This window comes from Shewanella sp. QJM3NY_23 (genome assembly GCF_056173105.1).
The window spans coordinates 825,925-839,864 of the sequence record NZ_CM149657.1 but is presented as its reverse complement, the minus strand read 5'-3'; the positions used below and the strand labels follow the sequence as shown (position 1 = coordinate 839,864).

The following is a 13,940-nucleotide window of genomic DNA, read 5'->3' as shown; positions in this document are numbered from 1 at the left end:
ACTAACCCGAAGGCTAAAAGTACACTACTCGTCGGGTAGATTAAGTCGAATAACAACAATAAAACCCGATTTAGGAGCTAAAATGCCCAGTAAGCCACCTATCCACAGTGATAATTACCCCCAGTCCTACTATTTCGCCACGGCTAACGCACTAGAGCCACAACCTAAACTGACCGAACACATCAAGGTAGATGTCTGCGTCGTCGGCGGCGGCTTTAGCGGTATCAACACTGCCATTGAACTGGCTCAAAAGGGCTTTAGCGTGGCATTGCTTGAAGCCAAGCGCATTGGGTGGGGGGCATCGGGGCGAAATGGCGGTGAGCTTATTCGCGGCATAGGCCATAATGTGGAGCAGTTTCGTAATGAGATAGGGGCCGAGGGGGTACAGGCGATCCATGAGATGGGGTTTGAAGCCGTCGACATAGTCAAAAACCGTGTTAAACAGCATAATATCGACTGTAACCTACAGATGGGCTATTGCGATCTCGCCATCAAACCTCGTCATATGACAGAGCTTGAAGCGGATTACCAAGAGATGGTTGCTCAAGGGCGCGGTGAAGGATTTACGCTGCTACACAAGCACCAAATCAAAGAGGTGATTGGCTCCGACTGTTACAGCGGCGCATTGGTTGACATGAACAGTGGTCATCTACATCCACTTAATCTAGCGTTAGGCGAGGCTCGAGTTGCCCGGGCTTTGGGCGTACAGATGTTTGAATACAGCGCCGCCACAAACATTATCAAGGGCGAACGCCCGACAGTCATCACCGAACAGGGGCAAGTGGATTGTCAATATGTGGTGCTGGCAGGCAATGCCTATATTGGCCATAAACTGGAAAGTTATGTCGGCGGTAAAGTGTTGCCCGCTGGCAGTTATTTACTGGCGACCGAACCTCTAACTCAGGCACAGTGTGACGAGATCATCCCCAAAAATATGGCCTTTGCCGATCTGCGTATCGACTTAGATTACTTTCATTTATCACAAGATAATCGCTTACTATTTGGCGGCCTGTGCACCTATTCGGGTAAAGATCCTAAAGACATTAATGCCGCACTGCGCCCCAACTTAGAAAAGGTCTTTCCACAGTTAAAAGGGGTCAAAATTGACTACGAATGGGGGGGGATGATAGGCATTGGCGCTAATCGTTTACCGCAAATAGGACGCCTACCCGACTGCCCCAATATTCTCTATGCGCAAGCCTATGCGGGCCATGGGGTTAACGCCACTCATATGGCAGCCAAGCTCATCAGTGAAGCACTGACGGCTCAGGCTGAGCGCTTTGATATTTTTGATAAAGTGCAGCATATGACTTTTCCTGGTGGGCCGACCTTCAGATCGCCCATGCTGGCAGCCGGTATGCTATACCATAGATTTAAAGATCTGTTTTAAGCGATAACGATTTTCGCTAGCTGAAATGCAGTTTAATGCAGTCATAAAAAAGGAGCTATGAGCTCCTTTTTTATGATTGTTAAATTGAGGTTTACGACTATTATTGCGACAGCTTAACGACGGCTTCAATTCATAAGAGAAGCGGTTAAGCATCCGGGGAAATAACCGGTTCACAGGGGCTAATGGGCAAGTGATGATGACGGCCCCATTCGCTCCAAGAGCCATCATAAAGCAGCGTTTTACTGCAGCCCGATGCCACAGCGGCCAAAATCAATATACAAGCTGTAATGCCTGAGCCACAAGTAAATATCCGCTCGATATTATCACCACCGCCCTGTTGAGCAAATAACGCCTGTAACACTGGCGTTGCTTGTAATTTATGCCCATCAAGCACCTCGCTAAACGGCAGATTAATCGAACCAGGAATATGACCACTGCGCACATTGGGGCGAGGTTCTGCCACTTCACCATTAAAACGCTCGGCGGCACGGGCATCAAACACTTGTGCATTGTCGGCATCAAATCGCGCTAACACATATGCCATATCGCATACTAAGCCCGCTTGATATTGGCCCTTGAAGTGACCTTGACGCTGGTGTTGGAGATACTGTTCGGCCGTGGTGCGCCCCTCAAGCAGCCACTGCGGTAAGCCACCATCGAGCACAAACACACGCTCAAACCCCATCACTTTAAACATCCACCAGGCACGTGGTGATGAATAAATACCTTGATTATCATAGATAACCACAGTGCTATCACTGTCGATACCAAGATTGGCAACACCTTGATTAAACTGTTCGACACTAGGCATGGCATGCACTTGTGCAGCGCTGGTATCGCAAAACACCGTTTCTAAATCGATTTTCTGCGCCCTAGGTATGGCGATAAATTTATCATAAACAATAGGCGTCTTACCTACGATGTTATCCATACTGGCGTCGAGAATAATGACATCTGCTTCAAATAGATTCGCTTCAAGCCAGGCAGTGCTAACTAAAGGGTATTGCATTGTGACTCCAAACTGGCTTTGCCAATTGAAAAATCATGATTGTTTGGCAACATATACGAATAACCTAGCTCGGTACAAGCAAAAAAATACCGATAACAATCTCGGTATCAACTGTAGGTATACAATCTGCCACCGTGCCTAGTGGGATGTAAATGCTCCCCATAAAAAACCGCACACTATGCATAATGATAGCGTGCGGTTACGGGGTTATCGCCAGCAACGCTTAGCGAGTGGCTGGACGACAGGCGGTGTTAATTAAGGCTTTTTACTTAAAGCGCAATCCAAGTGGCCTTGATTTCAGTGTATTTATCAAAGGCATGCAGCGACTTGTCACGACCATTGCCCGACTGTTTATAGCCACCAAATGGCGCCGTCATATCACCGCCATCGTAATGGTTAATCCAAACCATGCCACTGCGCAGTGCCTTGGCGGTTTTATGTGCCTTGCTGATATCGCTAGTCCATACGCCTGCAGCCAGCCCATAGATAGTGTCATTGGCAATACGAATGGCTTCATCCATGCCCTCAAAACTTATCACAGACAACACAGGACCAAAGATCTCCTCTTTAGCGATGGTCATCTGATTGTTCACATTGGCAAAGATGGTTGGAGCCACATACACACCACCTGACTCAGCCATCACCTGCTCGCCGCCTTGCACTAAGCTTGCCCCTTCGGCAACACCTGAGCGGATATAGGCCAATACGTTATCGAGCTGCTGCTGGTCAACAACCGCGCCACAAGTGGTGTCAGGATCGAGAGGATGACCCGGTTGCCATGCTTGCATCTCGGCGGCGATCAAGGCTATCAACTCATCCTTAACCCCTGCTTCCACCAGCAAACGAGAGCCAGCGGTGCACACCTCACCCTGATTAAATGCAATGGCCGATGCTGCGGCAATGGCCGCTTCTTGCAAATTAGGCGCATCGTTAAAGACAATATTGGGACTCTTGCCCCCCGCCTCTAACCAGACTCGCTTCATATTAGACTCGCCAGCATAAATCATTAATTGCTTGGCTATTTTAGTTGAGCCAGTAAACACTAAGGTATCAACATCCATATGCAAGGCTAACGCCTTACCCACAGTGTGCCCGAACCCTGGTAACACATTGAGCACCCCCTTAGGGATCCCGGCCTCGATGGCTAGCTGTGCCACACGAATAGCGGTTAACGGCGATTTTTCTGATGGTTTTAATACCACACTGTTACCGGTTGCCAGCGCAGGGCCGAGTTTCCAGCAGGCCATTAACAACGGAAAATTCCACGGCACAATGGCCGCGACAACGCCCACGGCTTCGCGGGTGATCATGCCTATTTCGTTATGAGCCGTTGGCGCAATTTCATCGTAAATTTTATCAACCGCCTCTCCCGACCATCGCAGCGCTCTAGCAGCACCAGCAACATCCACGCAGGTGGAATAGCGAATAGGCTTACCCATATCTAAGGTTTCTAATAAGGCTAATTCATCTTGATGTTGCTCAAGCAGTGAGGCAAAACGAATCATTACCTGCTTACGTTTAACGGGCGCCATCTGCGACCAATCACCGCGTTCAAACACGGCTCTACTACTTGCCACGGCAATATCGGCATCGGCAAGATCGCAACTGGCCACTTGCGCCAACACCTTGCCATCAATAGGGCTAATACAATCAAATGTCTCACCAGACACCGCAGCGCAATATTCGCCATTGATAAATGCCTGACCATTAATTGATAGCGAATCTGCCATCTGCTGCCACTGTTCTCGACTTTGGGGAGTACTCATTCTGACCTCTTAGCGGGTGATAAATCATCATAACGTTTGCAATCAACTTGCAGCGCGCTATTAAAAATAGCTACGCGTCTGGCTGCCTAGATTACGCCTTTCGTTAATAAAATTTCAATATTTTTTACAAAAAGATATTTTTTGCTACAAATAACGCACAAATCACTTTCATGTTCATTATTTCTGACATAGCATAGCAAATATCGACCACTCAAAAAAACAACAAATAAACCGAATCAAGGTAGATGATATGGAACACGATAATAAGACAGGGCAAACACTCGACCACTATTGGATGCCATTTACCGCTAATAGACAGTTTAAACAGAGCCCGCGACTACTCGCTCAAGCAGAAGGTATGTATTACACCGATGTGCACGGCCGTGCCGTGCTCGACGGAACTGCTGGCCTGTGGTGTTGCAACGCAGGACATGGCCGCAAGGCGATTTCTGAGGCGGTGAGCAAACAGATCCACGAAATGGATTACGCCCCCTCGTTTCAGATGGGCCATCCTCTGGCATTCCAGCTAGCCGAGCGCCTTGCCGATATCGCGCCCGCTGGCATCAATAAAGTGTTCTTTACCAACTCAGGCTCTGAGTCAGTAGATACGGCATTGAAGATTGCCCTCAATTATCACCGTGCCCGAGGTGAAGCCACTCGCACCCGCTTTATCGGACGAGAGTTGGGCTACCATGGCGTCGGCTTTGGTGGGATTTCCGTCGGCGGCATCGGCGGTAACCGCCGTACCTTTAGCCAGCAATTACTGCAAGGGGTCGATCACCTGCCCCACACCCTAGACATCAACACCAATGCCTTTTGTAAAGGGCTGCCCGAAACCGGAGCAGAAAAAGCCGATGTCTTAGAGCAATTGGTTACCTTGCATGGTGCTGAAAATATCGCGGCTGTGATTGTCGAGCCAATGTCAGGCTCTGCAGGGGTGATTTTACCGCCACAGGGTTACCTTAAACGGCTACGTGAAATCACTAAAAAGCATGGCATCTTATTAATTTTTGATGAAGTGATCACAGGTTTTGGCCGCGTAGGCGATGCCTTTGCCAGCCAGCGCTGGGATGTCAAACCCGACATGATCACCACGGCAAAAGCACTCAATAATGGCACCATTCCCATGGGCGCGGTGCTGATTGATGATGCGATTTATGATGCCAGCATGGATGCACCTGAAGGTGCCATTGAACTGTTCCATGGCTACACCTACTCAGGCCACCCAGTGGCCGCGGCTGCGGCATTAGCCACGCTCGATATTTATCAAGAGGAGCAACTCTTTGCTCGCTCGCGCTCACTTGAAGATTATTTTGAACAGGCGGTGCATAGCTTAAAAGGGCTGCCCAATCTTATCGACATTCGCAATACCGGCCTTGTCGCTGGTCTGCAATTTAGTCCAAGCGAAAAAGGCATAGGCAAACGTGGCTTTGGCATTTTTGAAACCTGCTTCAATAACGGCACCTTAGTCAGAGCGACTGGCGATATTATCGCCCTGTCACCGCCACTGATTGTCGATAAACAGCAGATAGACCACATGGTCAATACGCTCAGTGATGCCATTACTGCGGTGGGCTAATAGGCCAGCGTCCATCGAATCCATTTTATCCCATTTTTTAGGAATACCAGTGTTATGCAACAGATAAACCATTACATCAACGGACAGCACAGTAACCAGAGTGAGCGCTCAAGCGCCGTATTTGAACCCGCCACTGGCGAACAAAAAGCCAGTGTCTCGTTAGCCAGCGCTGCAGAAGTGGCCGGCGCCATTGAGCTGGCGAAGAAAGCCCATGGCCCTTGGTCACAGATGACGCCGCTGAATCGCTCACGCATCTTATTTAAGTTTAAAGCCTTAGTCGAAGCCAATATGGATGAACTCGCGGCGATGATCACCCGCGAACACGGCAAAGTACTCGATGACGCCAAGGGCGAAATCATCCGTGGTTTGGAAGTGGTCGAATTTGCCTGTGGTATCCCCCACCTGTTAAAAGGCGAGCATACCGAGCAAGTGGGTGGTGGCGTCGATGCATGGACATTGAATCAATCCTTAGGTGTGGTGGCCGGCATTGCCCCCTTTAACTTCCCTGTCATGGTGCCCATGTGGATGTTCCCAATCGCCATCGCCGCAGGCAACACCTTTATCATGAAGCCGTCAGAAAAAGATCCCAGCTCAGTGATGCGCATGGCCGAACTGCTTAGCGAAGCGGGTTTACCTGATGGCGTATTTAATGTCGTCAATGGCGATAAAGAGGCGGTCGATACCCTGTTAACCCATCAAGATGTTCAGGCGGTCAGCTTTGTGGGTTCAACCCCTATTGCGCAATATATCTATGAAACTGCCTCGAAACATGGCAAGCGCGTCCAAGCCTTGGGCGGCGCTAAAAATCACATGTTATTGATGCCAGATGCCGATCTTGACCAAGCGGTAAGCGCATTGATGGGCGCGGCCTACGGCTCAGCAGGAGAGCGCTGCATGGCCATTTCGGTGGTACTCGCTGTGGGTGATGCAGGGGATGCATTAGTCGACAAACTGCTGCCGCAAATTAAGGCGTTACGAGTGGGTAATGGTCTAGAAGCCGATATGGATATGGGGCCGCTCGTGTCGGCGCAGCATCTTGATAAGGTTCGCAGCTATGTCGATATCGGTGTGGCCGAAGGCGCGACACTGCTTGCCGATGGCCGTCAATTGAGCGTTGCCGATCACCAGCAGGGTTATTTCCTCGGGGGCTGCCTGTTTGACCACGTCACACCGGAGATGACCATTTATAAAGAGGAGATCTTTGGCCCAGTACTGGCCATTGTGCGCGTTAAAGATTATGCCCAAGCCCTACAGCTGATCAACGATCATGAGTTTGGTAACGGCACCGCCATCTTTACCCAAAGCGGCGAAGCGGCGCGCCATTTCTGTCACCACGTTCAGGTGGGCATGGTCGGTGTCAATGTGCCGATCCCTGTGCCAATGGCATTCCATAGTTTTGGCGGCTGGAAACGCTCTTTATTTGGACCACTGCACATGCATGGCCCCGATGGCGTACGTTTTTATACCAAGCGTAAAGCGATCACGGCTCGCTGGCCTAAACCGAAAGAAGCGCAGGCTGAATTTGTTATGCCAACAATGAAATAAACCTATAAAACAATTAAAAAAAGGGTGCAGTTCTCGCTGCACCTGTATATGTTTAACCATTGGAGATGTAATGACAAAACAAGTCGATGCCATCATAAATCTTGCTCTACATAGCACTCAGGTTGAGCACTATGATGTAGCCAAAGAAAAAGTGCTCTCTGGCGACCCAAAACAACAGCTTGAAAATCATTATTCCAGCCCATGCGATCAGTTTCACACGGGTGTATGGCAAGGTGAAAAAGGCAGTTGGAAGGTCAATTACACTGAGCACGAATATTGCGAAATTTTAGCGGGTAGCAGCGAGATCACCGACAGCCTAGGCAATAGCATAACCGTGACCAAAGGCGATCGCTTTGTGATCCCAGCAGGCTTCTCTGGCGTGTGGAAAGTGATTGAACAATGTAGAAAAATTTACGTCATTTTTGAACCGAAGTAACTGAGTTCGATTGTGAGTAATCGCCATGATGTCTCAGCAATAGCAGCTGTTGTTTGGCTAAATTTGGTATTTTTACTCGTTTAAAAATACCCATGTCAACAAAGTGAAATGGAGAAATTACCGTGCATAAAAAATTTAATAAGAAACGGATTGCCCAAGCGGCGGCTTTGACCTTAACAGCAGCGCTACTCTCACCAATAGCGCACGCTGAAGTGTCTGGCGAAGTGAGTGTTACAAACGACTACCGCTTTCGTGGCGTGTCACAATCGGCTGGCGATTTTGCCATACAAGCTGGTATCGATTACAGCATGGACAGCGGCTTCTTTGTAGGCGCTTGGGGCAGTAATGTTGATTTTGATGATCCAGAAGATGGTAATGGCGCCGACATAGAGGTCGATCTCTATGCGGGCTACGCTGGAGCCATTGGTGAAGAAGTCGAGTATGACGTGACTTTACTCTACTACACCTACCCAGGTGATGATGTCTCACAAGATTACCTTGAAGGCTCAGTCGGTTTCTATTTTGCCGACTTTCATGCAGCCTATTGGTACACCAATGACTACGGCGGAAGTGACTTAGACTACCACTACACTGAACTCAACTACGGCTGGGAATTCGCCGACAACTGGAGCCTAGACTTGCATGTAGGCTACAACTTTGGTGATGCGCCAGATGATGATATGGGTAAATATGTTGACTACTCAATTGGTGTTTCAACAGAGCTTGCTGGCATCGGCTTGTCTGCCGCTTGGTTAGATAACGATATCGATAGCGAGTACCAATTTGATGAAGGCAGCTTCCGTAATGACAGTACTTTCTTAGTCTCGGCAAGTTACGCTTTTTAAGCGCTTAACCTGATATGAAGTGCAGCACTGCACTCATTGCCCATCAAAAAACCGCCATTTGGCGGTTTTTTATCTTTCACTCAGTACATTCACCAGTAACGCTAGTCGGTTAATTTAGGGCTTTCACCATTACGGATCTTATCGGCCAGTAAACGCCACTCGCCCCCAAGTTGTTCATGATGCTGTTTTCGCTCTGGAAAAGTCGTAGATAGACGCTCTACCAATTCAGCTTGTTGTTCACATAACTGCGCCCAGCGGCGTGCATTAGAAAGTTGCATCATGTCATCCTTAAGTGATGTAAATCGCTCCCTGTAAACCACCAATCCACACTCGCCACTGGTGTTACTCATAACCCTACCTATTGGCAAAGTACGCCGCAAAAGCGGCAACCTAAGCAGGAAAAGATAAGTATAGCCATCTTTTAAAAAGTTGATCTGCAGCGCTATGAAAAAACCGCCAGCGGGAGTATCTTGATTAAAAAGTGCAATAAGGAGTTAGCATGACAGCGACAGTACTCAAAGTTATCTTTATTCTTGTCGGTTTAATGTTGGTATATAAACTTATTTTTAGCGGTAAGAAGGGACTCACCCTATTTGAGATGCATTTTAAACAGGGCCGCCTGACTGAACACAAAGGCAAGATCCCCGAAAAGTTCCTGCGTGAATGCAGGGCGATCGCCAAGGCTGAAAAACTTACCTGTGTGGTGCGCGCTGAAAAAGCGGGCGATGTTCGCTTACATGTTTCGGCCAATGTGGGGGATAGCATTACCCAGCGTATTCGTAATGTATTTCCGTTCGAATACTATGATAAAAAAACCACCGACAACTCACGCCAAGCGGGTTAACTCAATCCTATTAAACGAAGTCGGCCTAGCGCTCAAGCTAACCTTGAGCGCTATTGTTAAAGTGTTGCGTAATGACACGCCTCATCCTTGCTCCACTGATAAACTGTTACCATTGAGCCAACAATGGCTAACGGCTTATGTTTTAACTCAACGTTTCCTTCCCGCAAAGTATTCCAGCGCCCACACCAAAGCGATACCGGTACACATGGCGACAAGCGCCCAAATTAACTGTGACGGTTGGCCGGTAATGACCTCAAACTGCATAGGGGATAGGTTTTGTTCTAACAGTGGAACTTGCTCACCATGGGAGTTAGTGCGCCACGTCAGTACTTGTTTCCATGGCCAAATTTTACCTAAGGTGCCCAGCATCAAACCGGTCAAAAAAATCAATGTGGCGTCATGATACTTGCGCAATAATGCCGATAAGAGATGACTAAATGACAGCAAACCAACAATACAGCCCGCCGCAAAAGTCGCCAACACTGCCACATCGATATTTTTTGCCGCGCTCAGCACCGAGGTATACAGGCCCAGTAAGAGCAAAATAAAGCTGCCGGAGATCCCCGGTAAAAGCATGGCGCAAATCGCAATACAGCCGCCAATAAAGACATTTAAGTAGGTCATCTCCATTGCGATAGGGTTAAGCATGGTGATGCCCCACGCAAATACAGCGCCAATGACAAACAAGGCCAAACGCACCAGACTAAAACCCTGTACCTGCTTTAACATATGCACCACAGAGATAATGATCAGGCCGAAGAAAAACGACCAAACAGGAATTGGATGAGCCACCAGCAGATAGGTGATCAATTTAGCCAAGGTAAAGATGCTGGTTAAAATACCACCAAACACCGCTAACAAAAATGGGCCATTGATATGTTCAAACGCGGCCTTGATACCTTGCTGACGAACGAGCTTAATCAAATTAGGATTAATGCGACGGATACTCTCTAGTAAGGTGTCTAAAATCCCGGTAATAAACGCTATGGTACCGCCAGAAACGCCCGGTACCACGTCGGCGGCGCCCATCGCCATGCCCTTTAAATAAGTCAGCAGGTATTTCACTCAAAATCCTTATGTTAATGATTAACGCTTAGGCTCTGGGCCTCTATGAGGGGATTATACCCATGCTCACGATGCAAGTGGAAATGAACTTTGCTTCATTCACTTTAATCGTCACTGTCGCGCGCTACCGCGCCCCTATTGTTAACTAATTGTGATTAGGCTAACCTAGGCACTCATCAGACCAGATAAATATAATCACAGACACTCATAATGAAACAGAAACCCACCAAAGTTATGCGCCTCTACCACAGGCTGACCAAACTTCCCCTTGGCAACAAGATTTTCTCCATCATGGTGGCACGCATGGCCCCCTATTTTGGCACGATACGCCCGTTGATCACCGAGTTACGCCCCAATTACTGCCAATGCCTGATCAAAAAACGCAAGGCGGTGCACAATCATATTCAGACCGTGCATGTTATCGCTATCTGTAATGGCTTAGAAATGGCCATGGGTGTGATGGCTGAGGCCTCTATTCCGGCGCACCTAAGGTGGATCCCCAAAGGGATGAGCGTCGACTATACCGCAAAGGCGGGCAGTGATATCCGCTGCGAAGCTGTGGTACAACCCGAGCAATGGGTTGAGGGCGATCTGTTAGTGCCCGTGACCGCTTATGATCAACATGATGTGGTCGTTGTTCAAGGGCATATCAAACTGTGGATCTCGGCCAAACCCACCCCAAAAGCGGCGGCTTAGGCGCTAGCTTCCTCATTACCCCATACAGGATGTAGGTACCCCATTGAGACCACTAACAGGCACACTCGTTAATTGGAATAACGACAAGGGTTATGGCTTTATTCAACCCGACAATGGCAGCGAACGACTGTTTTTACATATCAGTAGCTTAGGGCCGCAGACAACAGCGCCCAAACTCGGTGTAAAGCTGCATTACCAGACATCAAAAGACAAGCAGGGGCGCACCTGCGCTCTCATCGTTGATGATAAGGGCGCGCCCGTGTATCAGCGCAGAGGCAAGGTTAACACCAAAGCCAAACACCATAAGCGCAAGGCAAACTCAGGCGTTAGCGGCCAACTTGGGGTTAGGTTACTGCTGATCAGCGCCTTGTTTATCGGCCTCTTCCTTGCCAGCCTAATGCAACGCTTACCCATAGGCTTAATACTCTATTATCTCCTTGCCAGCTTAATCACCTACCTTGCTTACGCCCAAGATAAACAGGCGGCGCAAACCGGTCAGTGGCGCATAAAAGAAAATAGTTTACAGCTCTTATCACTCATTGGCGGCTGGCCTGGAGCACTGCTCGGACAACATTCATTGAGGCACAAATCTAAAAAAGTCACCTTTCGCCTTGGCTTATGGTTAATGGTGCTATTAAACAGCACCTTGCTCATCTGGCTGGTAACAGATAACGGCCAAGCTATGCTCAAGCAATGGCTAAGGTAACCCTTTTTCAATAGCTTACCCCAATGAGATAACTATATTTAGCCCAAGAGATTGGTTATCATGGCGCCAGGGTTCACTAGAAGAATTGACTATGAGAGTATTATTAGCGGTTGTCGTTATCGCAGGTGTGCTGTTTTATTTCTACACCAGTATGAACAACCAAAAAGCGGCCAAAGAAAATATCGAAATTGGCCGGCAATTTTTAGCCGACAATAAAAACCAACCTGGCGTGGTTGAGACCTTATCAGGCCTGCAATATCAGGTACTGGCTAAAGGAGAAGGTAACGCCCATCCCAAAGCCAGCGATACCGTGACGGTGCATTATCACGGCACCTTAATCGACGGCACTGTCTTTGACAGCTCAGTTGAGCGCGGTGAGCCCATCGCTTTCCCGCTTAATCGGGTGATTAAAGGGTGAACCGAAGGAGTACAATTGATGAGTGTTGGCGACAAGTATCGTTTCTTTATCCCAAGCACACTCGCCTATGGCAACCGCTCAACGGGTAAAATTGAGGGTGGCTCGGTACTGATTTTTGATGTTGAACTCATCAGTATCGACAACTAGCAGCAAGAATGTCGCTCGCTCAACAAAAAACGCGCCCCAAGGCGCGTTTTTGTCTCGAACAAAATTCAACCAGCAAAGATCAACAGGCCCTAGTACCCAAATGGGTTATCGATTGAGTGAGCAGGCTCGGTAAACCATACAGGGCCCTGCTCTGTCATGTAAAAGTGATCTTCATGACGCACACCAAACTCACCCGGCACACACAGCATAGGCTCATTACTAAAGCACATTCCTGCCGTCAGTGGTGTGTGATCGTTTAATACCAAATAGGGCCACTCATGGATATCGAGTCCAACACCGTGACCGGTACGATGAGGCAACCCTGGCACGTCATATCCTGGGCCAAAACCTGCGGCCTCCAGCACATCACGCGCAGCGCGATCGACACTTGCACAGGTTGCGCCAATTTGAGCCGCATCAAATGCCGCAAGCTGAGCCTCTTGCTCTAACTGCCATAACTGTCGCTGGCGCGCACTAGGCGTGCCAAACACATAGGTGCGAGTTATATCTGAATTATACCCATGTAACTGGCAACCAGTATCGATAAGCACAGTGTCATTTAATGCTAACGCCTTAGGCGATTTCACCCCATGGGGGTAAGCGGTGTCTTCACCAAAGAGTACAATACAAAAATAAGAGCCAGCAGCAATGCCGACCGCCTTATGTGCGTCGTTGATAAAGGCTTCTACCTCGGCTACCGTGATCCCTCCATATAAGATACGCGCCGCCGCTTGGTGCACCGCTAAGGTCATCTCTTTAGCACGTTGCAGCAGGGCTAACTCCTGAGCCGATTTTATCATGCGACAATCCGCGGTAATGGTTTTGGCATTGACATACTCAAGATGCGGCGCCACTTGACGTATACCGTCAAAGATAAAAAAGGCCGCCGACTCATCGATACCTACCTTACCTTGCGCCACGCCCATCTGCGCTAACACCTTAGCACACAAGGCATAAGGGCTCTCATCTTCATGCCAAGTATTGACCTCACCTTCAATCACCATAAAACCGAGTAAGGTCGATAATTCAAATGCCGGCGCGATATATTGCAGCGCACCGTTAGCCGGTAAGATGGCCCCCACCATACGCTCGCTGGCATACCAGCGCGTGCCGGTAAAATAATACAGATTAGTCCCCGCATTAAGGTAGATGGCATCTATCCCCTGCGCTTGCATTAATGCTTGCGCCTTGGCAATTCTCGCCTGATATTCAGCGTGGCCTATTGCTTCAACCCCTTGAGTCATATCAACAAGCTTGGCTAACTCCTGTGCTGGCGTTGAACCACCTATACCGTTTGTCGTCGTTATTGTCATTACACTACCTTTGATGCGTCGGCGCTATCCTGAGACCTGTTAGCGCCACTCATCTGATTAAATGAAGGATAATTATTTGGCATAAAGTATACAAAAGTTTAGCCGCGATTAAATGGCAAACCGCGCCCCGCCGTTGACCCACTTACCGCAATAAGCAATAAAAGAGTGGCCCATTGTTAAC

General features: G+C 48.6%; 13 protein-coding genes and 1 pseudogene. 9 read left to right on the top strand and 5 right to left on the bottom strand.

Going from position 1 to position 13,940, the window contains the following annotated elements:
• Positions 1-82 precede the first annotated feature (82 nt).
• Positions 83-1,390 (top strand): NAD(P)/FAD-dependent oxidoreductase, encoded by a 1,308-nt coding sequence (locus tag AC0VXX_RS03875; RefSeq protein ID WP_475515997.1) that lies wholly within the window; start codon positions 83-85, stop codon positions 1,388-1,390.
• 145 nt (positions 1,391-1,535) lie between these two features.
• On the opposite strand, the gene AC0VXX_RS03870 is transcribed toward AC0VXX_RS03875, so the two are convergent.
• Positions 1,536-2,399, bottom strand: a complete 864-nt coding sequence (locus AC0VXX_RS03870) for a sulfurtransferase (protein WP_475515996.1) — start codon at positions 2,397-2,399, stop codon at positions 1,536-1,538.
• Positions 2,400-2,668: 269 nt separating this feature from the next.
• Positions 2,669-4,165, bottom strand: a complete 1,497-nt coding sequence (locus tag AC0VXX_RS03865; RefSeq protein WP_475515995.1) for an aldehyde dehydrogenase — start codon at positions 4,163-4,165, stop codon at positions 2,669-2,671.
• 250 nt (positions 4,166-4,415) lie between these two features.
• Between AC0VXX_RS03865 and aptA the strand changes: the two genes are divergently transcribed.
• The 4 genes from aptA (at position 4,416) to AC0VXX_RS03845 (ending at position 8,570) form a co-directional block, all read left to right on the top strand.
• Entirely contained in the window at positions 4,416-5,744 is a 1,329-nt protein-coding gene (gene aptA / locus AC0VXX_RS03860; protein ID WP_475515994.1) for an omega-aminotransferase AptA, read from the top strand.
• A gap of 54 nt (positions 5,745-5,798) precedes the next feature.
• Complete coding sequence (locus AC0VXX_RS03855) at positions 5,799-7,289, top strand: CoA-acylating methylmalonate-semialdehyde dehydrogenase (protein ID WP_475515993.1); 1,491 nt, start codon at positions 5,799-5,801, stop codon at positions 7,287-7,289.
• A 70-nt stretch (positions 7,290-7,359) separates the two neighbouring features.
• A complete protein-coding gene (locus AC0VXX_RS03850; protein WP_475515992.1) occupies positions 7,360-7,725 on the top strand; it encodes a cupin domain-containing protein in 366 nt (121 codons plus the stop codon).
• Between the two features lie 122 nt (positions 7,726-7,847).
• Positions 7,848-8,570 carry a TorF family putative porin gene (locus AC0VXX_RS03845; RefSeq protein ID WP_475515991.1) on the top strand — a complete coding sequence of 241 codons (723 nt, stop codon included), beginning with the start codon at positions 7,848-7,850 and terminating at the stop codon, positions 8,568-8,570.
• A 101-nt stretch (positions 8,571-8,671) separates the two neighbouring features.
• Here AC0VXX_RS03845 and AC0VXX_RS03840 read toward each other — a convergent pair whose 3' ends face one another.
• The gene (locus tag AC0VXX_RS03840; RefSeq protein ID WP_475515990.1) at positions 8,672-8,920 is read right to left on the bottom strand and encodes a hypothetical protein; all 249 of its coding nucleotides are present in this window, start codon (positions 8,918-8,920) and stop codon (positions 8,672-8,674) included.
• A 149-nt stretch (positions 8,921-9,069) separates the two neighbouring features.
• Here AC0VXX_RS03840 and AC0VXX_RS03835 point away from each other — a divergent pair, with 149 nt between their 5' ends.
• Positions 9,070-9,414, top strand: a complete 345-nt coding sequence (locus AC0VXX_RS03835; protein WP_475515989.1) for a DUF3634 family protein — start codon at positions 9,070-9,072, stop codon at positions 9,412-9,414.
• Positions 9,415-9,561: 147 nt separating this feature from the next.
• Here AC0VXX_RS03835 and AC0VXX_RS03830 read toward each other — a convergent pair whose 3' ends face one another.
• On the bottom strand, positions 9,562-10,479 hold the full coding sequence (locus AC0VXX_RS03830; RefSeq protein WP_475515988.1) for a polyprenyl-phosphate transporter: 918 nt from the start codon (positions 10,477-10,479) through the stop codon (positions 9,562-9,564).
• Positions 10,480-10,689: 210 nt separating this feature from the next.
• Here AC0VXX_RS03830 and AC0VXX_RS03825 point away from each other — a divergent pair, with 210 nt between their 5' ends.
• The 3 genes and pseudogenes from AC0VXX_RS03825 (at position 10,690) to AC0VXX_RS03815 (ending at position 12,446) form a co-directional block, all read left to right on the top strand.
• Entirely contained in the window at positions 10,690-11,175 is a 486-nt protein-coding gene (locus AC0VXX_RS03825; protein WP_475515987.1) for a hotdog fold domain-containing protein, read from the top strand.
• Between the two features lie 43 nt (positions 11,176-11,218).
• A complete protein-coding gene (locus AC0VXX_RS03820) occupies positions 11,219-11,881 on the top strand; it encodes a DUF1294 domain-containing protein (RefSeq protein ID WP_475515986.1) in 663 nt (220 codons plus the stop codon).
• A 91-nt stretch (positions 11,882-11,972) separates the two neighbouring features.
• Positions 11,973-12,446 (top strand): annotated as a pseudogene (locus AC0VXX_RS03815) (FKBP-type peptidyl-prolyl cis-trans isomerase).
• Positions 12,447-12,535: 89 nt separating this feature from the next.
• Here AC0VXX_RS03815 and AC0VXX_RS03810 read toward each other — a convergent pair.
• The gene (locus AC0VXX_RS03810) at positions 12,536-13,759 is read right to left on the bottom strand and encodes a M24 family metallopeptidase (RefSeq protein ID WP_475515985.1); all 1,224 of its coding nucleotides are present in this window, start codon (positions 13,757-13,759) and stop codon (positions 12,536-12,538) included.
• Between the last annotated feature and the right edge of the window lie 181 nt (positions 13,760-13,940).

Excerpts from the sequence above, each read along its gene's own strand:
- AC0VXX_RS03875 (WP_475515997.1), top strand. The coding sequence starts at position 83 with ATGCCCAGTAAGCCACCTATCCACAGTGATAATTACCCCCAGTCCTAC.
- AC0VXX_RS03870 (WP_475515996.1), bottom strand. The coding sequence starts at position 2,399 with ATGCAATACCCTTTAGTTAGCACTGCCTGGCTTGAAGCGAATCTATTT.
- AC0VXX_RS03865 (WP_475515995.1), bottom strand. The coding sequence starts at position 4,165 with ATGAGTACTCCCCAAAGTCGAGAACAGTGGCAGCAGATGGCAGATTCG.
- aptA (WP_475515994.1), top strand. The coding sequence starts at position 4,416 with ATGGAACACGATAATAAGACAGGGCAAACACTCGACCACTATTGGATG.
- AC0VXX_RS03855 (WP_475515993.1), top strand. The coding sequence starts at position 5,799 with ATGCAACAGATAAACCATTACATCAACGGACAGCACAGTAACCAGAGT.
- AC0VXX_RS03850 (WP_475515992.1), top strand. The coding sequence starts at position 7,360 with ATGACAAAACAAGTCGATGCCATCATAAATCTTGCTCTACATAGCACT.
- AC0VXX_RS03840 (WP_475515990.1), bottom strand. The coding sequence starts at position 8,920 with ATGAGTAACACCAGTGGCGAGTGTGGATTGGTGGTTTACAGGGAGCGA.
- AC0VXX_RS03835 (WP_475515989.1), top strand. The coding sequence starts at position 9,070 with ATGACAGCGACAGTACTCAAAGTTATCTTTATTCTTGTCGGTTTAATG.
- AC0VXX_RS03825 (WP_475515987.1), top strand. The coding sequence starts at position 10,690 with ATGAAACAGAAACCCACCAAAGTTATGCGCCTCTACCACAGGCTGACC.
- AC0VXX_RS03810 (WP_475515985.1), bottom strand. The coding sequence starts at position 13,759 with ATGACAATAACGACGACAAACGGTATAGGTGGTTCAACGCCAGCACAG.